The following is a 24112-nucleotide window of genomic DNA, read 5'->3' as shown; positions in this document are numbered from 1 at the left end:
CCTAGTAGGCCGTCAGCGGTTCCCGTTTCCGTTCCCGTTGTTGTTGCCGGGTCCGCGGTTGCCGTTCCCGTTGCCGTTGTTGTTGCCCGGGCCCTTGTTCGGGTTCTCCGCACCGGGGCCGCCGGCGTTGCCAGGCTTCTCCGCCGGCGCGTCCACGGGCGTCACGACGATCGGTTCCGGCGCGGGCGCCTCGACCTCGTCAGTCACGACGGCCGGCGCCGGCTCCTCGGGCACCACCTCGGGCTCGGTCAACACAACCGGCGGCTCCACCGGGGCCGGTTCCTCCTGCACCACCGGGGCGGGGTCCTGAGAGACACTCGCGCCGATCACGGCGGAGAACGCCGACACCGACAGCACCGCCAGCACCCCGACCGTGGCGGCGGCGGCGTACACGCGGCGCGGGTACCGGGGAGCGGGGCGAACGACCGAGGTCAGCCCGGGAACCTCAGGAATCGTCGTGTCAGTGATACGGGCCGACACGGCCGTCGACGCCGACCGGGGCGCAGACACGGTAGGCATCTGCAGGGGAGCGGTCGCTGCGGCTGCAGCTGCAGCCGCGAGCGAGCGCCGCGTCATCGGGGCCGGGTGAGCCACCGGCGCCACGGGCGTCGCGGTGTCGTAGGCGATGGCATCCGGTACGGTCAGCCGCGCGGCCGCGACAGCCACCTCGAGGGCACTGGGGCGGTCCTCGGGGCGCATGGAGGTCATCGCCTGCAGCAGCTCGCGCCACGGGGCGGGCAGCGACGCGGGGATCGCGGGCGGGTCGATGAGGCGCGCGGTGATGGCTCCGATGCCCGAGGCGTCGCCGAACGGACGCTGCCCGGTGATGGCCTCGATGAGCAGGATGCCGAGGGCGTAGATGTCGGCGGCGGGGGTCGCCGCCGCTCCGCGCGCCTGCTCCGGCGCGAGGTAGGCGGCCGTGCCGATCACGAGCCCCGGGGCGGTGGCGCGGGTGGTGTTCTGCAGGTAGGCGATGCCGAAGTCGGCGACCTTCGCGCGCCAGCGTCCGTTCGCGAGCGGAGAGCGCCACAGCAGCACGTTCGAGGGCTTGATGTCGCGGTGCACGATGCCCGAGGCGTGGGCGACGTGCAGCCCTTCGGCGATGTCGAGCGCGATGCCCGCGAGCTCCCTGGCATCCATCTCGCCCTGCCTGAGGCGCTCGCTCAGCGTGAGCCCGGGCACGTACTCCATGACCAGGTAGTTCACGTCGTCGTCGGCGTGACCGATGCGGGCATCGAAGAGCGTGACGAGGCAGGGGTGGTTGAGAGAGGCGAGCAGCAGCATCTCGGCCCGCGCGCGATCCACTGATGCGAGGTCGTCGGCGTGAGGGTGCATGACCTTCACGGCGATCTGCCGCTGCAGGTGCAGGTCGTCGCCGCGGAACACCCTGCCGGCGCCCCCTGCGCCGATCAGCTCACGCAGCTGGTACCGGCGCTCCAGCACCGTGCCCTCGGCGATCTCGGTGACACGCGCGTCGATCATGGCCCTCCCAGCCGATCGGCAGCGGCCCAGCCCGCGCTCCGATCTTTGACGACGCTAACGAATGCGGCTTTTGCCCGTGAAAGCTTGACGAACCGCACGAAACGTGAGAGGGCCGCCGGCGCCATCGCAGCGCGGGCGGCCTCACCGCCTACCACGGACCGCGGATTCCCCGCCGCGGCCCGTTCGACTCACTGTGCCGGAGGCATCAGGACCGTGTCGATGAGGTAGACGGTGGCATTGGCGGTCTGTACGCCACCGCAGATGACCATCGCGTCGTTGACCATCCACTCGTCGCCCGAGCCGGTCACCTCCACGTCTTCGCCCTGCAGGGTGGTGTGCATTCCCGCGATGTCCTCGGGGTCGACCTGACCCTCGACGACGTGGTAGGTCAGGATCGACGTGAGCAGGTCACTGTCGGTCTTGAGGGTTTCGATCGTCGCGGGATCGATCTTCGCGAAGGCCTCGTCCACCGGTGCGAACACGGTGTACTCGCCGTCGTTGAGCGTCTCGACGAGGTTGACGTCGGGGTTGAGCTCGCCGCTGATCGCCGCGGTCAGCGTCGTCAGAAGCGGGTTGTTGGATGCCGCGATCGCGACGGGCTCCTGCGACATGCCCTGGATCGAGCCGGCCCCGTCGGGGACCTCCTCGGCGTAGGCCTCGCAGCCGGCGCCGACCAGCATGGCGCTGGGGTCCATCGTCTCCTCGACCATCTCCTCTTCGACGACCTCTTCGGTCGGGTCGTCGGTGGCCGTGTCGCTCCCCATCGTGCATGCCGAGAGCGCGAACGCACTCGCCAGCGTGAGAGTCAGAGCTGCGGTGATCTTCTTCTTGCTGCTGAGCATGATGTCCTCCGGTTTTGGAAGCCGCCAGGACTGCGGCCATGACACCTCTTCGGAGCGGTCGCCCGATCGGATGGGAAACAATCCGATCCATCCGCCGGCACGAAGAACCCCCGACAGAAACGGGGACCCATGGAGCTCATCGTCATCGGCCTGCTCGGGGGTCTCATCACCGGCATCTCGCCGTGCATCCTCCCGGTGCTGCCGGTCATCTTCCTCACCGGAGGCGCGCAGTCCGCGCGCTTCGAGGGGGATGCCACGGTCATCCCCGCCCGCCGCAGCCGCCCCTACCTCGTCATCGCGGGGCTGGTGACGAGCTTCACCCTCGTCACCCTCGCCGGCTCGCTGCTGCTCGGGGCGCTGAACCTGCCGCAGGACGTCATTCGCTGGGTGGGCATCGCGGTGCTCGTGCTCATCGGTGTCGGATTGCTGGTTCCTCGGGTCGAGCAGCTGCTCGAGAAGCCGTTCCAATGGCTGCCCCGCCGCGAAGTCGCCAACAGGGGGAGCGGCTTCGCGGTGGGGCTCGCGCTCGGCGCCGTGTTCGTGCCGTGTGCGGGACCCGTGTTGGCGGCGATCATCGTCGCCGGCGCGACCGGACAGATCGGCGTGGACACCGTCGCGCTCACGGCATCCTTCGCCATCGGCGTCGCCCTGCCCCTGCTGGCCTTCGCGCTCGCCGGGCGCGGTCTCATCGAGCGGATCCGCGCGTTCCGCACCCGCGAGCGGGGACTGCGCATCGCCGCCGGCGTCGCCATGCTCGCCCTCGCCGTGGGCCTCGTCTTCAACGTGCCGCAACTGCTGCAGCGGCTCGTGCCCGACTACACCGCCGACCTGCAGCGGGACCTCACCGAGAACGAGGATGCCGCGCGCGCCCTGAACCTCGGCGGCATCGTCACCGACGAGAACCGCGAGCTCGACAACTGCACCAACGGCGCGACCGAGCTGGAGTCGTGCGGCACCGCCCCCGGCATCCGGGGGATCGAGGCGTGGCTGAACACGCCAGAGGGCGCCGGCATCGACCTGGCGGATCTGCGTGGCCAGGTGGTGCTCATCGACTTCTGGGCGTACTCGTGCATCAACTGCCAGCGGTCCATTCCGCACGTCGTCGCCTGGGACGACGCCTACCGCGATGCGGGGCTTCAGGTCATCGGCATCCATTCGCCGGAGTACGCCTTCGAGAAGGATGCCGCCAACGTCGCCGCCGGCACGGCGGACTTCGGGATCGAGTACCCGGTGGCCCTCGACAACTCCCTGTCGACGTGGACCAACTACCGCAACCGCTTCTGGCCCGCCCACTACCTGATCGACGCCGAGGGCACCGTGCGCCACATCTCCTTCGGTGAGGGCAACTACGCCGCCACCGAGGCGATGATCCGCGAGCTGCTGCAAGACGCCGATGCGGCTGCCACGCTGCCGCAGGCCACCGACGTCGCCGACCTCACCCCCGAGGCAGGGGCGACGACGCCCGAGACGTTCCTGGGCTCGGGCAAGGACGTCAACTACGGCGGGGAGGAGCGCTACCGCGCCGGTGTTCGCGCGTTCGCGTACCCCGACGATCAGCCCGAGGACTCGTTCGCGCTCGAGGGGGAGTGGGATGTGCAGACCCAGTTCGTCACGCCGGTCGGCGACGAGGGCGGCATCCGCCTGCGCTTCACAGGCGGCGAGGTGCGGATGGTGCTGGCCGGGGAGGGACAGGTGCAGGTGCACGTCGACGGCGAACCGGCGTCGACCCTCGATGTCGGCGGCACCCCGCGGTCGTACCCGCTCGTCGAGGCCGGCGAGCCCCGCGACGGCGTCATCGAGATCTCCGTGCCGGCCGGCGTGCAGGCCTATTCCTTCACCTTCGGGTGACGGGCGGAACCGGGCGCGGACGAGGGGATTAGTGCATGCTGGACTGGATGGTCATCGACGGCGTGGATGTGCCGGAGGACGGACCGGCGCACGACCACGCCGCCGACCTCCTCGTTCGTGTTGCCGCCGGGGACCAGGGCGCCTTCGCCCGCCTGTACGACATGCTGTCGCCGCGAGTGTTCGGCTTGATCGTCCGCGTGCTGGTCGACCGGGCGCAGAGCGAAGAGGTGCTGCAGGAAGTGTTCCTGGAGGTGTGGCAATCCGCCGGGCGGTTCGCTCCGAACAAGGGGCAGGGAAGATCGTGGGTCCTGACCATGGCCCACCGCCGCGCGGTGGACCGGGTGCGGGCCTCGCAGTCCAGCGCCGACCGCGACCGCAGAGCGGGCCTGCGTGACCTCGACGTCGCACACGACGACGTCGCCGACCAAGTGGAGCTGAAGGTGGAGGGGCAGAAGGTGGCCAGTGCGCTGTCGACCCTCCCCGTCGCCCAGCGTGAAGCGATCGTCTTGGCCTACTACGGCGGCTACAGCCAGAGCGAGATCGCCGTGCTGGTGGGTGCGCCCCTCGGAACGGTCAAGACCCGGATGCGCGACGGACTGTCGCGCCTGCGCGCCGCGATGGGGGTGACCGCATGACCGAGCAGGAATTCGCCGAGCTCGCCGCCGGTCATGCCCTGAACGCGCTGTCGCACGAAGATGAGGCGCAGTACTGGGAGGCGCTCGCCGCCCACCCGGAGTGGGAGCACGTGGTGCGAGCGGATGCCGCCACCGCCGCAGCCCTCGCCGAAGGCGTGGCGCCCGTTGCGCCGCCGCTGACGGCGCGGTCGATGCTTCTGGTGCGCGTCGCCGCCCTTGCGCGGGAGCAGGGGGCGCCGGCGGGTGCGGGGGTTGGGGACGCAACGGCCGGGGACGCGACGGCTGGGAACGCGACGGCTGGGGCTGGGGGGCTGGCGGCTGGGGAGCCGCCGGCGGCCGGCGCTGGGGGCCCGGCCGCGACGGCGGCTGTGGCGGCTGCGGACCCGCCGGCAGCGCCCGCTGCGGCGCCTGCGAGCCCACCCGGTGCCGCCGCTACGGGCTTGGGCGACGGCGACGTGCTGAACGCCGATGCGGCGGATGCCGGCGCAGCCGATGACGGTGCGACGGACACCGACGCGACGCAGGTCGTGGGAGAAGCGCGCGCCGGACAGGACACGCACGAGGACAGCCTCGACGGCGGGGATGCGACGCAGGTGTCCGAGACCGCGGAGGCGCCGGCAAGCACCGACACCGACACCACGCCGACCACCATGACCGGGCTCTTCAGATGGGCGACGGTCGACACGTCGTCGGCGCCTGTGCAACCGGCATCCAGTTCCCAGGGCGTGGACGAGCCGCCGACCACGACGGCGGTGCAGGCGACGATGCGTCGCCGGTGGACGCGCGGGCTCATTGCGCTCGCCGCCTCCCTGACCCTGCTCGCGGGCGTCGGGTTCGGAGCCGGTGTCGTGCACACCTGGCTGAACCGACCGGCCTCGGTGGTCGCGCTCGACGAGATCAAAGACGCCCCTGACGCGAGGTCCGCCACCGTGGTGATGGATGGCGGCCTGACCGCGACGGCCTACTGGTCCGCGGAGCGCGGCGAAGCGGTGCTGGTGTCGGAGGGGCTGCCGTCCATCCCCGAAGACGAGACGTTCGAGATGTGGGTCATCCGCGACGATGAGCCGCTGTCCGCGGGTACCTTCCTGCCCGAGGCAGGCAGCCAGGCCACGACGGTGATCGACGGCGAAGTGCAGCCGGGCGACGTGATCGCGATCACGGTGGAGCCGGCCGGGGGTGCGCCCGAGGGCGTGCCGACGAGCGATCCCATCGTCGCCGTGCCGACGGCCTGAGCCGGGCGACCAGGCTCGGTTCCCGGGCCGGGCGGTACCCTGTAGTGATGACCGAAGACGCCGGGAACCCGTTCCACAAGCCTGTGAGGCGGCCCTCGGAGACCTTCGATCGGCGGTTCGCGGCGGAGGATCCTGCCGAAGTGTCGCGCGTCGCACACGCGACCGCCCACGCCCTGCTGACCCGGGTGCGTGAACAGCAGGACGCCGATGTCGTGGAGCGGCTCATCGGGTTCACCGATCGCCACGGCATCCACGACATCGCTGAACTGTGGTCGCAGTCGCCCGCACGATCGCTGCCGGGCGCGCTGTGGCGGCTGTACCTGCTGCAGCTGATGATCCACGACGACCCCCACACGGCGGCGCTGCTCTACGACCGCGGCCGGCTGGCGAGCACCACCGTCGACCCCGTGGTGGCGGGGGCGCCCACGCCGGCCGGGCCGGAGGAGCTGGTGACCCTCGTGGACACGATCCTGCGGGGCCTGTTCACGGGCGACTTCGCAGTCGCGCTGGAGCGGGCCGCGGCCTTCTGCCGCGTGCAGGCCAGCGGTGCGACGCACCTGGCCGACGATTACGAGGGCACCGAGTCCGACCGGGCGAGCGCCCTGACCACGCGTGCCCTGCGGCTGTCGACCTACGCCGGCGACCTGACTTCCTGCGCCGCGCTCTGGCGCCGCGACTCGCTGACCTGACCCGTGGCCGGCCCGGCCCGCGCCGCGCGCCGCCCGGCCGCCCGCGCCGCGGCGCGCAGCCCGCCCGGGACCACCCCTGCCGGTGAGACGAAACCTGGCGGACGAGACAGTGGGAAATACCCATGGTCTCGGCCGCCAGAATTCGTCTCACTGCGGGGCACCGTCTCACGGCGGCGGCGGCGGGACGCTGGGGGCTGCACGGACGGCGGATGCCACGAAGCGCGGAAGCGCGCGGCGCGGCGGACCCCAGGGGCGGCGGGAAAGCCGCAGACGCCGGGCCCGACCCAAAGAAAGTGCCGGGCCGCAGAACGCCTCTCGGCGCGAGGCCGCTCATGGCGGCGAAAGATGGAGCCCGGGGTTACTGCGGCCCGGCTGGTCAAGTGTAACCGAGACCGCCGCGCGGGCATTCCCCGGAATTCCTGCTGTGGGCACGCAAACCACGCAAACCCCGCGCACACCGCGCGCACGCCCCCTCCGCCGCCATCCCGGCGCGTAGGCTCGCCCCATGGCCTGGTATTCCGCGCTCATGATCGACCCCGCCGCCGCAGACGACCCCCGCGACGACTTCGCGGCCACGTTCACGGCCATCGACCCGGCTGCGCCGGCGCTCAGCGTGGGTGAGCTCAGCACGCAGCGCGGCGACGGCATCTTCGAGTCGATCGGCGTGGTCGACCGGCATCCGCAAGAGGTCACCGCCCACCTCGAGCGGCTCGCCCACTCGGCCCGCATCTGCGATCTGCCCGCCCCGAACCTCTCGCAGTGGCGCCAGGCGATCGCCGAGGTCGCGGTCGCCTGCGGTCCGGGGGAGTCGGTGATCAAGCTCATCCTCAGCCGCGGTGTCGAGCACGGGCCTGCCCCGACCGCGTGGGTCACGGCCGCAGCGGCATCCGATTTCACGGCCATCCGCCGTGACGGCGTGCGCGTCGTCACCCTGGACCGCGGCTACGCCATCGACGTGCCTTCACGCGCGCCGTGGCTGCTGCTGGGCGCGAAGACCCTCTCGTACGCGGTGAACATGGCCGCGATCCGCGAGGCCAAGCGCCGCCGCGCCGACGATGCCGTCTTCGTCACGTCCGACGGGTTCGTGCTCGAAGCGCCCACGGCCTCGCTCATCATTCGCCGCGGCGACACGTTCGTGACCCCCGCGGCGAACGGCGGCATTCTGCAGGGGACGACCCAGCTCAGCCTCTTCGCGCACCTCGAGCAGCAGGGGTTCGTCACCGCGTACGAGACGATTCCCCTCGATCAGCTCGCGACGGCGGATGCCGCGTGGCTGGTGTCGAGCGTGCGACTGGCCGCGCCCATCACCGCGGTCGACGGCACCCCGCTCGCGGTGGACGCCGAGCTGACGGCATCCGCCAATCGCTATCTGCTGAGCCCGCGCGACTGAGACCCCGGCAATACCCGCGCCGCCCCCGGAAGGCTCAGCCGAAGCGGCCCGAGACGTAGTCCTCGGTGGCCTTCTGCGACGGCGTGGTGAAGATGGTCGTGGTGTCGTCGTACTCGATGAGCTTGCCCGGCTTGCCGGTGCCCGCGATGTTGAAGAACGCGGTCTTGTCGGACACACGCGATGCCTGCTGCATGTTGTGCGTGACGATCACGATCGTGTAGTCCGACTTCAGCTCGTCGATGAGCTCCTCGATCGCGTACGTCGAGATGGGGTCCAGCGCCGAGCAGGGCTCGTCCATCAGCAGCACCTGCGGCGACACCGCGATCGCCCGTGCGATGCACAGACGCTGCTGCTGCCCGCCCGACAGGCCCGAGCCGGGACGGTCGAGACGGTCCTTGACCTCGTTCCAGAGGTTCGCGCCGCGGAGCGACTTCTCGACGAGGTCGTCGGCGTCGGACTTCGAGATGCGCTTGTTGTTGAGCTTCACCCCGGCCAGTACGTTCTCCTTGATCGACATCGTGGGGAACGGGTTGGGGCGCTGGAAGACCATGCCCACCTGCCGGCGCACGAGCACCGGGTCGACGCTCGGGCCGTAGAGGTCGTCGCCGTCGAGCAGCACCTTCCCCTCGACGCGCGCCCCGGGGATCACCTCGTGCATGCGGTTGAGGGTGCGCAGGAACGTCGACTTGCCGCAGCCGGACGGGCCGATGAAGGCCGTGACGCTGCGCGGCTCGATCTCGAGCGAGACGCCCTCGACGGCGAGGAAGTCGCCGTAGTACACGTTCAGGTCGTTGACTTCGATGCTCTTGGACAACTGGGGTTCCTTCAGGTCGGAAGAATCGGGGGATGCCGCGTCAGCGGCTCGTCTTGGGGGCGAACACCCGCGCGATGAGGCGCGCGAGCAGGTTAAGCGCCATCACGGCGACGATCAGCACGAGGGCGCCCGCCCAGGCGCGGTCGACGTACGCCGAACCCGGGATGCCCTGGTTCATGTACTGCGTGTAGACGAACACCGGCAGCGACGCCATGCGGCCTTCGAAGAGGTTGTAGTTCATCGACGTCGCCATGCCGGCGGTGATGAGCAGCGGTGCAGTCTCGCCGATCACGCGGGAGATCGACAGCATGATGCCGGTCGTGATTCCCGCGATGGAGGTGGGGAGCACCACCTTGACGATGGTCAGCCACTTCGGCACGCCCAGCGCGTAGGCCGCCTCGCGCAGTTCGTTGGGGACGAGGCGCAGCATCTCCTCGGTCGAGCGGACGACGACCGGGATCATCAGCACCGACAGCGCCACCGCGCCCATGATGCCCATCCGTACGCCCGGACCGAAGAACAGTGCGAAGAGGGCGAACGCGAACAGGCCGGCGACGATCGAGGGGATGCCGGTCATGACGTCCACGAGGAACGTGATGCCCCGGGCGAGACGCTTTCCGGCGCCGTACTCGATGAGGTAGATCGCGGTGAACAGGCCGATCGGAATCGAGATGGCCGCCGCCGCGAGGGTGATCAGGAGTGTGCCCACGATGGCGTGCAGCGCGCCGCCGCCCTCGCCGACGACGTTGCGCATCGAGTGGGTGAAGAACTCCGCAGACAGTCCGGCCACGCCGTTGGTGACCACCGTGATCGCCACCGACACCAGCGGCACCATCGCGACGAGGAAAGCCGCCGTCACCACGCCGGTGACCAGGCGGTCCTTGCCCTTTCGAGCGCCCTCGATGACGGTCGAGATCGTGGTGCTGAGTGCGAGGTACACCAGTGCCGAGACGATTGCCCAGCCGGCGACGTTGAAGTCGGAGTCGCCCGCGAGGGCGATGACGGCGAACAGCAGTGCGACGCCGGCGGCGGATCCGGCGAGCATCGCCCAGGGCGCCCAGCGCGGCAGGCGGCCGCTGGTCAGGCGCAGCGAGGCGGGCGCCGGTGCCGGGGACGGCGCCGGCGAGGGAGCGGGGGAAGTGGTGACGGTCATCAGTTGGCCCCCGAGAATTCCTTGCGGCGGTTGACGACCCAGCGCGCCAGCGCGTTGACGGCGAACGTGACCACGAAGAGGATCAGGCCGGTCGCGATGAGCACATTGACGTTGGTGCCGTACGACTCGGGGAAGGTGAGGGCGATGTTGGCGGGGATGGTGCTGGGGTTCGACGGGGTGAACAGGCGGAAGGTCACCACGCCCGTGGCCGAGAGGACCATCGCCACGGCCATCGTCTCGCCGAGCGCGCGGCCGAGACCGAGCATGGATGCCGAGACGATGCCGGAGCGACCGAACGGGAAGACGGCCATGCGGATCATCTCCCAGCGGGTCGCGCCCAGGGCCAGCGCTGCCTCTTCGTGCAGACGCGGGGTCTGCAGGAAGATCTCGCGGCAGATCGCGGTGATGATCGGAACGATCATGACGGCGAGCACGATCGCGGCGGTGAAGATGGTGCGTCCGGTCTGCGAGACCGGGCCGGCGAAGAGGGGGAACCAGCCCGCGTTGGTGACGAGCCAGTCGTAGACCGGCTGCACGGTGGGGGCGAGCACGAGGATGCCCCAGAGGCCGTAGACGACCGACGGCACCGCGGCGAGCAGGTCGACGACATAGCCGAGGGCCGCCGCCAGCCGGCGGGGGGCGTAGTGCGAGATGAAGAGGGCCACCGACACCGACAGCGGCACCGCGATGACCAGCGCGAGGAACGACGCCCACACGGTGCCGAACGCCAGCGGCCAGACGTAGTCCCAGAAGTTGGTCGTCAGCAGCGAGGCATTTTCGCTGGTGGCCGTCAGACCGGGGATGGACTGCACGATGAGGAAGATCGCGACCGCGGCCAGCGTCGCGAGGATCATGGATCCGGCGAAGAGCGCGGCGCCCGAGAACCAGCGGTCGCCCGCGCGCTGCGGAGGCTTGCCGGTCGTGGCCTGGTCGGCCGGGGCGGTGGTGGTGGTCATGGGGTCCTGTTCTCGGGTGCGGAGAGCGGGGTGCTGCCCGGCCCCGGACGCGCCGGGGCCGGGAAGAAGGCGGTCACTCGGTGACGATGAGGTCGATGGCGTCGTTGATCTGGTCGCGCAGCGCGTCGGAGATGGGCGCGTTGCCGGCGCTGGCCGCAGCGGCATCCTGTCCCTCGGGGCTCGCAACGTACTCGAGGAAGCCCTTGACGACGGGGGCGGGGGCGTTCTTGTACTCCGCGCACGCGATCATGTAGCTGATCAGCACGATGGGGTAGACCCCGGCGGCATCCGTCGTACGGTCAAGCGCGACGGCGAGGTCACCGTCGGGGCGGTTCTCCTCGAACTCCGAGGCGTCGACGGCGGCCGCGGCGGCCTCGGGGGAGTACGTGACGAACTCGTCCCCGACCTTGATCGCGGCCGTCGACAGCCCCTCTTCGCTGGCGCGCGAGGCGTCGGCGTAGCCGATGGTGCCGTTGCCGGCGGTGACCGAGGAGATGACGCCCGAGGTGCCCTGACCCGCTTCGTTCGCGGCGCCGGTGGCGGGCCAGACGCCGTCGGGCTCCCAGGTCCACTCGGCGGGGGCGGCCTGGTAGAGGTAGTCGGTGAAGTTCTCGGTCGTGCCGGAGTCGTCGGCGCGGTGTACGACGGTCACGGGCAGGTCGGGAAGCGTGACATCGGGGTTGAGCGCGGCGATGGCCGGGTCGTTCCAGTCCGCGATCTTGCCCGAGAACAGGCCCGCGAGGGTGGTGGCATCCAGGTCGAGGGAGTCGACGCCGGCCACGTTGAAGACAACCGCGATGGGGGAGATGTAGGTCGGCAGCTGCAGGATGTCGGAACCCTCGGTGCAGCCGGCGAAGGTGCCTTCGAGCTCCTCGGTCGTGAAGGCGCGGTCTGAGCCGGCGAACGCGACGGCGCCTGCCTGGAACGACTCGCGGCCGGCGCCCGAGCCGGCGGAGTCGTAGGTGACCTCGACGCCGGGGTTGGCGGTCTGGAAGCCCGCGGTCCACGCCTGCACGGCGACCTCCTGCGACGAAGCGCCGGCGCCGGCGATGTCGCCGGACAGATCGCTGTCGCTGACGGCTCCGAGGTTGCGTTCGTTGACCGCGCAGCTGGTGAGGGTCAGGGCGGCCACGGCGGTCAGCGCGCCGATCTGGGCGAAACGGGGGAGCTTCACTGTGATCCTTCGGTGTCGGGCGGGCCCGCGTACGGAACCCGCCGCGACGGTAGAGAGCGACTGTTACGAGAGTGCGCTTTCCAAGTGAACGAAAGGTGAACAGCCCCCGCGAGCACGAATACTCACTCGCCGGCGGCGGCAGACTCAGCGGGAGGGGTTCGGGACGTGCGTCTCGATCGCCACGATGCCGGAACCCGGGTTCGTGGCCGACAGGTGCACCACCGAGAAGGCCCCGACCTCCAGCGCCGAGGCGCTTCCCAGGTACGAACCCCGCATCGTCCCCGTCGCCAGCGCGATCTCGGTGAGGATCTCGGGCAGCACCGGACCGTGGCTGCACAGCACCGCGGCCTTGCGCGCCCGCACGCGTTCGCCCACCACGGCGCGCGCGTCGGAGCGGCCGTCTTCCCAGGCATCCTGACTGATCAGGGGGGTGGTCTCGACGCGCCGCTCGAGGGCGGCCGCCAGCGGCGCCACCGTCGCCGTGCACCGCTCGGCTGGGCTGGTCACGATGCGCCGCACCCCGAACGACGACAGCGGGCCCACCAGCGCCGCGGCCTGCCGCACGCCCTTGGGTGACAGCGGCCGCTTCGCGTCGGCCTTCTTCCAGTCCTCCCGCGGCACCGCCTTGGCGTGACGCAGCACGATCAGGGGGAACGTCTCCAGCACCCCGTCATCGACGAACTGCGCGAACCCGTCGAGGATCTCGATGTCGACCGGGTAGCTCAGCCGCGCGCGCGCCTTCTTCAGGCTCACCCACTCGAGCGCGGCGATCTCCTTGTTCGGCACGAACGTCGACGCGCGGATCGCGGCCTCGGTCGCCTGCGCCGACCAGTAATGCACGATCTTCTGCTTCTTGCTCGGCAGCCGGTACCGCGACACCCCCAGTGCGACGCCGAGGGAGACTCGGATGCCGGTCTCCTCATGGATCTCGCGCACCGCTGTCTCGGCCAGCGTCTCGCCGGGATCGACCTTGCCCTTGGGGAGCGTGATGTCGCGGTAGCGGGTGCGGTGGATCAGCAGCACGCGCAGCTTGCCGTCCACGACGCGCCACACGACGCCGCCCGCGGCGTAGACGGCGAGGTCGGTCATCGCACCGCCCGCACGCGCCGACGTCGCTGGATCGCCGCCATGGTCTGGTCCTGCAGGTCGGCCAGGGGCTTGCCCTTCGCGTCGAGGTGGTGCCGGGTCCATTCGCCCTCGGGGCCGAGGTGCCACGAACTGGTGCGGTCGCTCATCGCGAGGTCGAACAGGTCGACGAGCTCCTTGACGTGCGCGGGCTGGGTGACTCGCACCAGCGCCTCGACGCGCCGGTCGAGGTTGCGGTGCATCATGTCGGCGCTGCCGATGTACACCTGCGGGTCGCCGCCGCCCTCGAAGGCGAAGATGCGGGAGTGCTCGAGGTAGCGACCGAGGATGCTGCGCACGGTGATGTTCTCGCTGACACCGTCGAGCCCCGCCTTGAGGGAGCAGATGCCGCGCACCCACACGTCGACCTTCACGCCGGCCTGGCTCGCGCGGTAGAGCGCGTCGATGATCTGCTCGTCGACCATCGAGTTGACCTTGATGCGGATGGACGCGGGCTTGCCGTCGAGGGCGTTGCGCCGCTCGGCGTCGATGAGCCGCAGCAGCCCTTTGCGCAGGTGCAGCGGGGCCACCAGCAGGCGCTTGAACTTCTTCTCGATCGCGTAGCCGCTGAGTTCGTTGAACAGGCGGGTGAGGTCACGGCCGACCTGCTCGTCGATCGTGAACAGGCCGAAGTCCTCGTAGAGGCGGCTGGTCTTGGGGTTGTAGTTGCCCGTGCCGATGTGGCTGTAGCTGCGCAGCGCGCCGTCTTCCTGGCGGATCACGTGCAGCAGCTTGCAGTGGGTCTTCAGCCCCACGAGGCCGTAGACGACGTGCACGCCGGCCTTCTCGAGCTTGCGGGCCCAGACGATGTTGGCGGCCTCGTCGAAGCGCGCCTTGACCTCAACGAGCACCAGCACCTGCTTGCCCGCCTCGGCCGCATCGATGAGGGCCTTGACGATCGGGCTGTCGCCCGATGTGCGGTACAGGGTCTGCTTGATGGCGAGCACGTGCGGGTCCTTGGCCGCCTGCTCGAGGAAGGCCTGCACGCTCGTGGTGAACGACTCGTACGGGTGGTGCACCAGCACGTCGCCCTTGCGGATCGCGGCGAACAGGTCGGTCCGGCCGTTCTGCTCCACCGGCTGGAAAGCCGGTGCGGTGGTGGGCACGTGGGGCGGGTAGTGCAGCTCGGGCCGGTCGATGCGGGCGAGGTCGAACAGTCCGCGCAGGTCGAGCGGACCGGGGAGCCGATAGACCTCCTGCTGGGTGATGTCGAGCTCGTTGATGAGCAGGTCCAGCGTCAGCTCGTCCATGTCGTCGCCGACTTCGAGGCGGATGGGCGGACCGAAGCGGCGCCGCAGCAGCTCGGCCTCCAGCGCCTGGATGAGGTTCTCGGTCTCGTCCTCCTCGATGACCACGTCTTCATTGCGGGTGAGGCGGAAGGCGTGCTGGTCGAGGATCTCCATTCCGGGGAAGAGATCCTTGAGGTTGTGGGCGATGAGGTCTTCGAGCGGGATGTACCGCACGGTCTCGCCGTCGCTGCGCACCGGCACGAACCGGGGGAGCATGGGCGGCACCTTCAGGCGCGCGAACTCCTGGCGACCCGTGCGGGCGTTGCGGATGCGGATGGCGAGGTTCAGCGACAGTCCGGAGATGTACGGGAAGGGGTGGGCCGGGTCAACGGCCAGCGGCATGAGCACGGGGAAGACCTGCCCCTGGAAGTACTCGTACAGAAGCGTCCGCTCTTCATCGCTGAGGTCGTGCCACGTCACGATGTCGATGCCGACCTCGGACAGCGCCGGACGCACGAGCGTCGTCCACGCGTCAGCGTGACGCAGCTGCAGCGCGTGCGCCTCGGCGGAGATGTCGCCGAGCACGTCCTGCGGGGAGCGGCCGACGTTCGTGGGCACGGCCAGCCCTGTGACGATGCGGCGCTTGAGGCCCGCCACCCGCACCATGAAGAACTCGTCGAGGTTGCTGGCGAAGATGGCGAGGAAGTTCGCCCGTTCGAGGACCGGCAGTGACGGGTCCTCCGCGAGCTCGAGCACGCGCCGGTTGAACGCGAGCCAGCTGAGCTCGCGGTCGAGGTACCGGTTCTCGGGCAGGCGCGAATCGTACGTCTCGACGGCCTGGTCGAAGTCGTCGTCGTCGGCGTCGCCCAGGCCGCTGTCGAGTGCTTCGGAGTGGATCATCAGCCCATCATGTCAGGGGCCGGGGCAGCGGCGGGGACGCATGCCGATCCGTTCAGGCCTGCGATCGTTCGCGGGGCGCGGGGACCTGGTCGTCGTCGTCGTAGACGTTGAAGCGGTACCCCACGTTGCGCACCGTGCCGATGAGCTGCTCGAGGTCGCCGAGCTTGGCACGCAGGCGCCGCACGTGCACGTCGACGGTGCGGGTGCCGCCGAAGTAGTCGTAGCCCCACACCTCGCTCAGCAGCTGCTCGCGCGTGAACACCCGCGAGGGATGCGTGGCGAAGAAGTGCAGCAGCTGGAACTCCTTGTAGGTGAGGTCCAGCGGCTTGCCGTGGACCTTCGCGGAGTACGAGGACTCGTCGATCGTGATGCCGGAGGTCTGGATGCGCGTGGAGACCTGCTCGGCCGACTGGCGGCCGACCGCGAGGCGCACCCGCGCGTCGACCTCGGCGGGACCGGCCGAGACGAGGATGACATCGTCGATGCCCCAGTCTGTGGAGACCGCCGTGAGCCCGCCCTCGGTCACGATGAGCACGAGCGGAGCGTCGAGGCCCGTGGTGGTCAGTATCTTGCACAGCGATTTCGCGCCCACGAGGTCGAAGCGGGCGTCTATGAAGATGACGTCGGCGCTGGGGGCGTTCACCAGCTGCGCGGGCTCGGCGGGAATCTGGCGGACGCGGTGGCTCAGAAGTTCGAGCGCGGGCAGCGGCGGGGTGCCGCCGGGCGCGGAGCTGAGCACGAGAAGCTGGGCCAAAAGAAGATCCTCCCAGGCGCGGCGGGCCGCGTCGTGCCCCCATCCTAGGGCGCGGTGCTCGACCTGCTGGCACCGCTCCCGCACGAGTGGCGGCCGGTGCGTAACAATGGATCCATGACCATTCCCGAGCTGGCACCACGGCGCACCTTCGGGGGCATCGTCGCCGTGTGGGTCGTCGCCGCCGTCGCGGCCGTTCTCATCGGCATCTTCGCCCCGGCTGAGTGGCGAGCCCCGTGGGTGACCGTGGCGCTGGGTGGATGCCTCGTGCTCTCGTTCGCGGTGCAGCTGGCGTACGGCCGGTCGCAGAACTTCACGCAGCGCATGGCCGCCAGCATTCTCGGCGCCCTGCTGGTGATGGGGGTCATCGGGTTCGGGTTCGGTCTGGCGACCCTCGTTCCGGCGTAGAGTGGGCACCATGGATCTCTTTGCCCTCGAGATGTTCTTCGTCGGGTTGCTCGGCCTGGCCGGGCTCGCGATCGCCTTCGTGTCGGCCGTGGTCGTCAAGAACCTCTACCGCGGCCAGCGCTGACGGCTGCCCCGTGATCGAGCTGCCGACCGACCTTCCCGCGGATCTCGTACCGCTGTCGTGGCTGCTCGGCGTCTGGGAGGGCACCGGGGTCATCGACTACGAGACGGCAGACGGACTGCGCCTCGAGGGTGAGTTCTCGCACCGGGTGAGCTTCAGCCACGACGGCGGCGACTACCTCAACTACTCCGCGCAGGCACGGCTGCTCACCGAGCCGCAGACGCCGCTGGTCGCCGAGACCGGCTTTTGGCGTCTGGGTCGTCCCGCCACCGCGTCCGACGCGGGGCCCGGACTGCTCCCGGCCACGGCAGAGGCGCCGCCGCGCACTGTCGACGACATCGAAGCGATGCGCACCCCAGAGGGCGGTTTCGCCATCGAGGTCGCCCTCGTGCATGCCGACGGCGTCAGCGAGTTGTACATGGGCCAGGTGCGCGGCCCCCGCATCGACATCGCGACGGATGCCGTGATGCGCTCGGCATCCACCAAGCCCTACGCCGCCGCGACCCGCATGTACGGCCTCGTCGACAACCACCTGCTGTGGGCGTGGGACATCGCCGCCCTCGGCTCGCCGCTGGCCTCGCACGCGTCGGCCCGCCTGGCGCGGGTGCAGTGATGACCGACCCATTCCTCTCGGTGCCTGCCGCCGTCGTCGACGACGGCCGGCTGCTGCACCTCGGCACCCCCGCCACCGAACAGCGCGCACTCGCCGCCGGCAACGCCCTCGCACCGCTGGGCGACCGCGCCGTGCTGGCCGTCACCGGCGAGGACCGCCTGTCGTGGCTCGATTCGCTGTCGTCCCAGGCGCTCACGGGCCTCGCCGCCGGCGACAGCACCGAGCTGCTCATCCTCGACCCGCAAGGTCACGTCGAACACGCGGCATCCGTCATCGACGACGGCGAGACCACCTGGCTCATCGTCGACCGCGCCGATGCGGCGGGCCTGCTGGCCTGGCTCACCCGCATGCGCTTCCGGCTGCGGGTCGCCCCGCGCGACGCGTCGGACGAGGTCGCCGTCGTCGGCGGCACGGCCGCCGCGGTCGAGCGCGAGGTTCCCGACGCCGTCGCGGTGTGGTCGGATCCCTGGCCCGGCGTCGCCGCCGGAGGCTGGGGATACGCGCCGGCCGATCCGCACCCCGGCGCTGAACGCGACTGGAGCGAGGCCGTCGTGCCGCGCGCGGTGCTCGATCGCCTGGCCGAGGCGGCGAAGGACGGTCGACTGGCCCTCGCCGGCACCCTGGCCGCCGACGCCCTGCGCATCGCCGCATGGCGGCCGCGCGCGTCGAACGAGGCGGGGGAGCGTACGTTGCCGCACGAGGCGGACTGGATGCGCACCGCCGTGCATCTCGACAAGGGCTGCTACCGCGGGCAGGAGACCGTCGCCAAGGTGCACAACCTGGGACACCCGCCCCGGCGCCTGGTCGCCCTGCAGCTCGACGGCAGCGACGCCCTGCTGCCCGAGGTCGGCGCGGCCGTGCGCCGCGACGGCGACGCCGTCGGCGAGGTCACCTCGGTGGCGCGGCACTTCGAAGAGGGCCCGATCGCGCTGGCGTTCGTGAAACGCTCGGTGCCGGTGGATGCCACGCTGACGGTCGACACCGACGGGGGCGCCGTGGCCGCCGCACAGGAGACCATCGTGCCGCCCGACGCCGGCGCCACCGCTTCGATCCCCCGACTGCCCCGGCTCTCGCGCCGACGCTGAACACCCGGCGCGCTCAGACCGACGTGGACCCCGGCCCGCCGGCCGCTGCCGTCAGCGGGGCGCGACCGCGCTCCAGGGCACCGTGACCTCGCCCAGCCGCCACCGCGCGGGCGCGCTCAGTGGCCAGCCGGCATCGACCATGCCCTGCATCGCGGTGCGCCACCGGTGCACGGGGCCGAACGGCGAGACGACCGCGGCTTGATGCCACTGTCCGTCGAGGGCGCGCACGAAGTCGTAGACACGCTCGCCCGGGACGTTGCGGTGGATGAGCGCCTTCGGCAGGCGCTCGGCCGCGATCGAGGGCGACTGCAGCGCGCTCAGCCGCAGCGACAGACTGAGTGAGCGCGGCGCGGCATCCGCCCCGACCTCGACCCACGTCGAGACCCGGCCGATCTCGTCGCAGGTGCCTTCGACGAGGATGCCGCCGGGGGTCAGTCGCGCCGACATCCGCCGCCACGCGGCGGAGACGTCTTCTTCGTCGTACTGGCGCAGCACGTTGAACGCCCGCACGACCGAGGGGGCCCGCGGCGCCGGCACCTCGAAGCCGCCGCGGGCGAACGACACCCGGGCGTCGGGGGAGAAGGAGGTGGCGCCCTGACGCACCTCGGCGAGCTGGGCGTTCGCCCTCGCGACGCGCGCCGGGTCGATCTCGAGTCCCAGCACCTCGACGTCGGGCCGAGCGGTGCGCAGCCGCGCCTCGAGCTCGAGCGCCGTCACGCCGCTCGCTCCGTATCCGAGGTCGATCACGAGGGGGTCGGCGGGGGCTGCGCGCAGCGCAGGGTGACGGGCGATCCAGCGGTCGACACGACGCAGCCGATTGGTGTTCGTCGTGCCGCGCGTGATCTGCCCTATCGGGGAGGGCGTCATACGTCAATCATGTCAGGGGTGCGCTGGGGGCCCGCCGAGTAGGATCGAAGCATGAGTGAGTCGCACACACTGATCCTCCTTCGCCACGGCCAGAGCGAGTGGAACGAGCTGAACCTCTTCACCGGCTGGGTCGATGTCCGCCTGACCGAGCAGGGAAAGGCCGAGGCCGAGCGCGGCGGCCGGCTGATGGCCGAGGCAGACGTGCTGCCCGACGTCCTGCACACCTCTGTGCTCAGCCGCGCGATCCAGACCGCGAACATCGCGCTCGATTCCGCCGACCGGCTGTGGATTCCGGTGAAGCGGTCGTGGCGCCTGAACGAGCGTCACTACGGCGCGCTGCAGGGCAAGGACAAGGCGCAGACGCTGGCAGAGTTCGGCCAGGAGCAGTTCATGCTCTGGCGCCGTTCGTTCGACGTGCCGCCGCCGCCCCTGGCCGCCGACGACGAGTACAGCCAGGTCGGCGACCCGCGCTACGTCGGCATCGACGGCGAGATTCCCGCCACCGAGTCGCTGAAGCTCGTGATCGACCGCATGATGCCGTACTGGCAGAACGACATCATCCCCGACCTGCAGGCCGGCAAGACGGTGCTCGTCACCGCCCACGGCAACTCGCTGCGGGGTCTCGTGAAGCACCTCGAAGGCATCAGCGACGACGACATCGCGCAGCTGAACATCCCCACCGGCATTCCGCTCGTCTACCGCCTCGGTGCAGACATGATGCCGCTGGAGCCCGGACGTTACCTCGACCCCGAGGCCGCCGCTGCGGGAGCTGCCGCCGTGGCCGCGCAGGGCAAGAAGTAACGCGTCACGCACGAGAGGGGCGGATGCCACTGGCATCCGCCCCTCTTCGCGTGTGCGGGTCAGACGTTCTGCTGGGCGCGCAGCAGCATCTCGGGGTCGGCCGCCCAGTCGCCGGTGGCGAGGTAGAGCACCTTCTTGGCCACCGACTCGGCGTGGTCGGCGAAACGCTCGTGGTAGCGGCTCGCGAGCGTGGCATCCACCGTCGCCGCAGCCTCGCCCTGCCAGTTGTCGCCGAGCACCTTCTCGAAGACCGAGATGTGCAGGTCATCGAGCTTGTCCTCGGCGATGCGGATCTGCTCGACCAGCGACAGGTCCTCGGTACGCAGCAACTCGGTCAGCAGGCGCGCCACCTGCACGTCGAGCTCGCCCATCTTGGTGAACGTGTTCTTGAGGCCACGCGGGATCGCGCGCTCAGGAAAGCGCATGCGGGTGAGCTGAGCGATGTGCTCGGCGATGTCACCCATGCGCTCGAGCGAGGCCGACACGCGCAGCGCAGCAACCACGATGCGCAGGTCGCGTGCCACAGGCTGCTGACGGGCGAGGATCTGGATGGCGAGCTCGTCGAGTTCGATCGCCTTGTCGTCGATGACCTGGTCGGCCTCGATGACCTCTTCGGCCAGTGCCACGTCGCTCGTCCCGAAGGCGCGGGTGGCCTTCTCGATCGCGACCGTGACGAGCTCGGCGATCTCAACCAGACGTCCCTGCACGTCCTCAAGGGACTGGTGGAACACTTCGCGCATGGGGGCACCTTCCTTTTCGCGGGGCACAGCACCGCTTCGTCCTCGCGGCTCGGCGTGATTCGCAAGCTCGGCGATTCTGGTCGGCGAAGGTTAACGAACAGTGCCGCCCCAGTGAATAGTATCCCGCACCACCCCGTGCGGGGCTGAAACCGGCCGTTCGCAGTGACACCGCCCGTTTACGCTGGAGACATGGATTCGACGCGGCTGGCGCTGCTCGCCCTGCTGGCCGGCATGCTCGTGGGGGTATCGATCGCACTGCTGATCGCGCTCGCGCTGCGCGCACGCGACCGAGCGGTCGCGCAGGAATCGTCGCACCTGCCCGACGGCCTGCACGCTGTGCTGGAGGGCATGGAGGATCCCGCGGCGGTCGTCGACGCCTCCGCGACCGTGGTCGCGGCATCGGGCGCCGCGGAGCTGTTCGGCATGCAGGAAGGCGCGGTGCTGCCCAGTCAGGCGCTGCGGGCCCTCGTCCGCGTCGCCCGCGCCAGTGAGCGCCCCGCCACCGAGACCCTGCGGCTGGAGCGCGACGCCGACCTCGCGCGGACGCGGCTGGTGGCCGCACGCGCGTACCCCGTGACGCCGCGGCTCGTGCTGCTGGTGGTGCGCGACATCACCGAACGCGAGCGCGTGGAGGAGATGCGGCGGGACTTCGTGACCAACACCAGCCACGAGCTGAAGACCCCCGTGGGCGCCATCATGCTGCTGTCCGAGGCGATCGAATCGGCCGCCGACGATCCCGAGCAGGTGCGCACCTTCGCCGGCCGCCTGCACGCGGAGGCGCAGCGCCTCAGCCGGTTGACCGGCAGGATCATGAACCTCTCCCGCCTGCAGGCCGCCGATGATCTGTCCGAGGTGCGTGACGTCTCGATCGACCAAATCGTCGCGTCGGCGGTCGAGGCCCACGAGACGCAGGCGGATGCCGCGGGCGTCGAACTCGTGCGCGGCGGGGACCGCGGCCTCTACGTGCGGGGTGACGCCCAGATCCTCGGCGAGGCGGTCGGAAACCTCATCGCCAACGCCATCGCCTACTCCTCGGCGGGGTCGCGTGTGGGCGTCGGCGTCAAGGGCACGGACCGCGTTGTGGAGATCGCGGTCACCGACCGGGGCACCGGCATCGCCGAGAGCGAGCAGCAGCGCGTCTTCGAGCGGTTCTACCGCGCCGACGCGGCGCGCTCCCGCCAGACCGGCGGCACCGGACTGGGCCTGGCCATCGTCAAGCACGCGGCGCACCGCCACGGCGGCGACGTGCGACTGTGGTCGCAGCCCGGACAGGGATCGACCTTCACGATCCGGCTGCCGCGCGCTGAGGCGCCGGATGCCGACGCACGGCGCGGCGAACAGCGCCCCGGCAAGAAGAAATCCCGCAGCAAGCCCAGCCGCACCACCGCGGCGGTTCCGAACGGAGAGCCCCGATGACCCGTGTCTTGATCGTCGAGGACGAGCCCGATCTCGCCGACCCCTTGGCCTACCTGCTGCGGCGGGAGGGGTTCGACGTCGATATCGCCGAGGACGGACCCACCGCGCTGCGCGTGTACGGTGCGGACGGCGCGGACATCATCCTGCTCGACCTCATGCTGCCGGGCATGCCGGGTACCGAGGTGTGCCGCCAGATCCGGGCGACCTCCACCGTGCCGATCATCATGCTGACCGCCAAGGACGCCGAGGTCGACATCGTGGTGGGGCTCGAGCTCGGCGCCGACGACTACGTCACGAAGCCGTATTCCTCGCGCCAGCTGCTCGCCCGCATGCGCGCGGTGCTGCGGCGCAGCGCGCCCTCGGACGACCACCTGGACGAGCGGGTGCTCACCGCCGGGCGGGTCACGCTCGACATCGACCGCCACGCCGTGAGCGTCGACGGCACCGAGATCAGCATGCCGCTGAAGGAGTTCGAGCTGCTCGAGGTGCTCATGCGCAATGCCGGCCGCGTGCTGACGCGTGGCCAGCTCATCGATCGGGTGTGGGGCAGCGACTACTACGGCGACACGAAGACGCTCGACGTGCACATCAAGCGCATCCGGTCGCGCATCGAGAAGAATCCCGGTGAGCCGGTCATGCTCGTGACGGTGCGCGGGTTGGGCTACCGCTTCGAGGCGTGACGGCACCCTCGCAGCTCAGGCCGCGGGGGAGGGCCGTGCTCAGTCCTCGATGAACTCTTCTTCGACCGGCTCGAACTCGGTGTAGTACGGCAGCGCGCCGTCGAGCACCGGGATCTGGGCGACCGTGCCGGACTCCAGGCCTGTCTGGAACGCCATCGGCACGGTGGCGCCGGCGGGCACGCCGAGGTCGGTGAAGAGGATCGGCTCGAGGTCGACGCCCAGGCTGACGCTCTCGCCGGCGTCGAGCTCGATGATCTCGGCCTCGCCGTTCTCGAGTGCGACGGTGATCTCCTGCGGCTCGAGCGAGTTGTTCACGAACGCGGCGATGAAGTTGCCGGCGGAACCGTCTTCGTTCGCGATGACCATCGCGTTGAGCACGTCGACGGGACCCGGAGCGGGAACATTGACCCCGTCAGAGGGGGAGTACGCGATGGTGGTCGCCTGAGGGGCGAGCATGTTGCAGCCGGTCGCTCCGAGGACGACGACAGCACCCATAGCGAGCGACGCGAGCAGGCGCGATTTCACGGTTCCTCCCGGAGAAGCAGACGACATCCTGAGCAGTCTACGCGGTGCCGTGCCGCGATCCGGGACGGGTGCATCGACCGCAGGCCGGCAAACCTTAGCGCAAATCGCCTGTGGTATCCTGGAGGTTGCCGAAAGGACACAACTGCATGCTTTTTGAGGTTGGCGAGACGGTTGTCTACCCGCACCACGGGGCCGCAACGATCATCGAAGTCAAAGAACGGGTGATCAAGGGCGAGACGAAGAAGTATCTCAAGCTGAACGTCACGCAAGGCGATCTGGTCATCGAGGTACCGGCGGACAACGTCGATCTGGTGGGCGTCCGCGACGTCATCGGTCAAGAGGGACTGGACCGCGTTTTCGAGGTGCTGCGTGCACCTTTCACCGAGGAGCCGACCAACTGGTCGCGCCGCTACAAGGCGAACCTCGAGAAGCTCGCGTCGGGTGACGTCATCAAGGTGAGCGAGGTCGTGCGCGACCTGTGGCGCCGCGACCAGGACCGCGGCCTCTCTGCCGGTGAGAAGCGCATGCTCGCCAAGGCACGCCAGATCCTCATCTCCGAGCTCGCGCTGGCCGAGAAGACCGACGAGGAGCGCGCGAGCGTCGTCCTCGACGAGGTCCTCGCCAGCTGACACCGGC

24 protein-coding genes are annotated in these 24112 nt (G+C 70.2%); 12 read left to right on the top strand and 12 right to left on the bottom strand.

The window, feature by feature from the left end; genetic code table 11:
- Positions 1-12: 12 nt before the first annotated feature.
- Both QNO21_RS10730 and QNO21_RS10725 read right to left on the bottom strand, forming a co-directional pair.
- Complete coding sequence (locus QNO21_RS10730) at positions 13-1482, bottom strand: serine/threonine-protein kinase (protein WP_257517930.1); 1470 nt, start codon at positions 1480-1482, stop codon at positions 13-15.
- A gap of 188 nt (positions 1483-1670) precedes the next feature.
- Positions 1671-2324 (bottom strand): fasciclin domain-containing protein, encoded by a 654-nt coding sequence (locus tag QNO21_RS10725; protein ID WP_257517929.1) that lies wholly within the window; start codon positions 2322-2324, stop codon positions 1671-1673.
- A 129-nt stretch (positions 2325-2453) separates the two neighbouring features.
- On the opposite strand from QNO21_RS10725, the gene QNO21_RS10720 reads away from it, so the two are divergent.
- From QNO21_RS10720 to QNO21_RS10700, 5 genes are all read left to right on the top strand, one after another.
- Entirely contained in the window at positions 2454-4172 is a 1719-nt protein-coding gene (locus tag QNO21_RS10720; RefSeq protein WP_257517928.1) for a cytochrome c biogenesis protein CcdA, read from the top strand.
- Between the two features lie 35 nt (positions 4173-4207).
- Complete coding sequence (gene sigK / locus QNO21_RS10715) at positions 4208-4807, top strand: ECF RNA polymerase sigma factor SigK (RefSeq protein ID WP_257517927.1); 600 nt, start codon at positions 4208-4210, stop codon at positions 4805-4807.
- Entirely contained in the window at positions 4804-6039 is a 1236-nt protein-coding gene (locus QNO21_RS10710) for an anti-sigma factor (RefSeq protein WP_257517926.1), read from the top strand. The genes sigK and QNO21_RS10710 overlap by 4 nt, the downstream gene beginning before the upstream one ends.
- Positions 6040-6086: 47 nt before the next feature.
- The gene (locus QNO21_RS10705) at positions 6087-6728 is read left to right on the top strand and encodes a DNA-directed RNA polymerase subunit beta (RefSeq protein WP_257517925.1); all 642 of its coding nucleotides are present in this window, start codon (positions 6087-6089) and stop codon (positions 6726-6728) included.
- Between the two features lie 505 nt (positions 6729-7233).
- Positions 7234-8118, top strand: a complete 885-nt coding sequence (locus tag QNO21_RS10700) for an aminotransferase class IV (protein WP_257517924.1) — start codon at positions 7234-7236, stop codon at positions 8116-8118.
- Between the two features lie 34 nt (positions 8119-8152).
- Here QNO21_RS10700 and pstB read toward each other — a convergent pair whose 3' ends face one another.
- The 7 genes from pstB to QNO21_RS10665 all read right to left on the bottom strand — a co-directional run bounded on the left by pstB (position 8153) and on the right by QNO21_RS10665 (position 16223).
- Positions 8153-8932 (bottom strand): phosphate ABC transporter ATP-binding protein PstB, encoded by a 780-nt coding sequence (gene pstB, locus QNO21_RS10695; RefSeq protein WP_257516453.1) that lies wholly within the window; start codon positions 8930-8932, stop codon positions 8153-8155.
- Positions 8933-8972: 40 nt separating this feature from the next.
- Positions 8973-10085 (bottom strand): phosphate ABC transporter permease PstA, encoded by a 1113-nt coding sequence (pstA, locus tag QNO21_RS10690; RefSeq protein ID WP_257517923.1) that lies wholly within the window; start codon positions 10083-10085, stop codon positions 8973-8975.
- Positions 10085-11041: a phosphate ABC transporter permease subunit PstC gene (gene pstC, locus QNO21_RS10685; RefSeq protein WP_257517922.1), complete on the bottom strand. Its 957-nt coding sequence runs from the start codon at positions 11039-11041 to the stop codon at positions 10085-10087. Before pstC ends, pstA begins: the two co-directional genes overlap by 1 nt.
- Before the next feature lie 73 nt (positions 11042-11114).
- Complete coding sequence (gene pstS / locus QNO21_RS10680; RefSeq protein ID WP_257517921.1) at positions 11115-12215, bottom strand: phosphate ABC transporter substrate-binding protein PstS; 1101 nt, start codon at positions 12213-12215, stop codon at positions 11115-11117.
- 144 nt (positions 12216-12359) lie between these two features.
- Positions 12360-13304 (bottom strand): NUDIX hydrolase, encoded by a 945-nt coding sequence (locus QNO21_RS10675; protein WP_257517920.1) that lies wholly within the window; start codon positions 13302-13304, stop codon positions 12360-12362.
- Entirely contained in the window at positions 13301-15469 is a 2169-nt protein-coding gene (locus QNO21_RS10670) for an RNA degradosome polyphosphate kinase (RefSeq protein WP_257516077.1), read from the bottom strand. The genes QNO21_RS10675 and QNO21_RS10670 overlap by 4 nt, the downstream gene beginning before the upstream one ends.
- Positions 15470-15521: 52 nt before the next feature.
- A complete protein-coding gene (locus tag QNO21_RS10665) occupies positions 15522-16223 on the bottom strand; it encodes a response regulator transcription factor (RefSeq protein ID WP_257516076.1) in 702 nt (233 codons plus the stop codon).
- A gap of 114 nt (positions 16224-16337) precedes the next feature.
- On the opposite strand from QNO21_RS10665, the gene QNO21_RS10660 reads away from it, so the two are divergent.
- The 3 genes from QNO21_RS10660 to ygfZ all read left to right on the top strand — a co-directional run bounded on the left by QNO21_RS10660 (position 16338) and on the right by ygfZ (position 18447).
- On the top strand, positions 16338-16628 hold the full coding sequence (locus QNO21_RS10660) for a hypothetical protein (protein WP_257516075.1): 291 nt from the start codon (positions 16338-16340) through the stop codon (positions 16626-16628).
- A gap of 134 nt (positions 16629-16762) precedes the next feature.
- The gene (locus tag QNO21_RS10655) at positions 16763-17362 is read left to right on the top strand and encodes a nitrobindin family protein (protein ID WP_257517919.1); all 600 of its coding nucleotides are present in this window, start codon (positions 16763-16765) and stop codon (positions 17360-17362) included.
- Positions 17362-18447 (top strand): CAF17-like 4Fe-4S cluster assembly/insertion protein YgfZ, encoded by a 1086-nt coding sequence (gene ygfZ / locus QNO21_RS10650; protein ID WP_257517918.1) that lies wholly within the window; start codon positions 17362-17364, stop codon positions 18445-18447. The genes QNO21_RS10655 and ygfZ overlap by 1 nt, the downstream gene beginning before the upstream one ends.
- Positions 18448-18498: 51 nt before the next feature.
- Here the strand turns inward: ygfZ and QNO21_RS10645 are convergent, their stop codons facing one another.
- The gene (locus tag QNO21_RS10645) at positions 18499-19314 is read right to left on the bottom strand and encodes a class I SAM-dependent methyltransferase (RefSeq protein ID WP_257517917.1); all 816 of its coding nucleotides are present in this window, start codon (positions 19312-19314) and stop codon (positions 18499-18501) included.
- Positions 19315-19365: 51 nt separating this feature from the next.
- Between QNO21_RS10645 and QNO21_RS10640 the strand changes: the two genes are divergently transcribed.
- On the top strand, positions 19366-20115 hold the full coding sequence (locus QNO21_RS10640) for a phosphoglyceromutase (protein ID WP_257517916.1): 750 nt from the start codon (positions 19366-19368) through the stop codon (positions 20113-20115).
- A gap of 59 nt (positions 20116-20174) precedes the next feature.
- Here QNO21_RS10640 and phoU read toward each other — a convergent pair whose 3' ends face one another.
- Entirely contained in the window at positions 20175-20855 is a 681-nt protein-coding gene (gene phoU / locus QNO21_RS10635) for a phosphate signaling complex protein PhoU (RefSeq protein WP_257516904.1), read from the bottom strand.
- Between the two features lie 189 nt (positions 20856-21044).
- Between phoU and QNO21_RS10630 the strand changes: the two genes are divergently transcribed.
- Entirely contained in the window at positions 21045-22271 is a 1227-nt protein-coding gene (locus QNO21_RS10630) for a sensor histidine kinase (RefSeq protein ID WP_257517915.1), read from the top strand.
- Positions 22268-22951, top strand: a complete 684-nt coding sequence (locus QNO21_RS10625) for a response regulator (protein WP_257517914.1) — start codon at positions 22268-22270, stop codon at positions 22949-22951. The genes QNO21_RS10630 and QNO21_RS10625 overlap by 4 nt, the downstream gene beginning before the upstream one ends.
- A 39-nt stretch (positions 22952-22990) precedes the next feature.
- Here QNO21_RS10625 and QNO21_RS10620 read toward each other — a convergent pair whose 3' ends face one another.
- Positions 22991-23503 carry a DNA modification methylase gene (locus QNO21_RS10620; RefSeq protein ID WP_257517913.1) on the bottom strand — a complete coding sequence of 171 codons (513 nt, stop codon included), beginning with the start codon at positions 23501-23503 and terminating at the stop codon, positions 22991-22993.
- A gap of 119 nt (positions 23504-23622) precedes the next feature.
- Between QNO21_RS10620 and QNO21_RS10615 the strand changes: the two genes are divergently transcribed.
- Positions 23623-24105, top strand: a complete 483-nt coding sequence (locus tag QNO21_RS10615) for a CarD family transcriptional regulator (protein ID WP_257516966.1) — start codon at positions 23623-23625, stop codon at positions 24103-24105.
- Positions 24106-24112 lie beyond the last annotated feature (7 nt).

The organism is Microbacterium sp. zg-Y818 (assembly GCF_030246905.1).
In the GTDB taxonomy this organism is placed as follows: domain Bacteria; phylum Actinomycetota; class Actinomycetes; order Actinomycetales; family Microbacteriaceae; genus Microbacterium.
The sequence above is the reverse complement of the archived record's forward strand: the minus strand, read 5'-3'. Positions and strand labels throughout refer to the sequence as shown.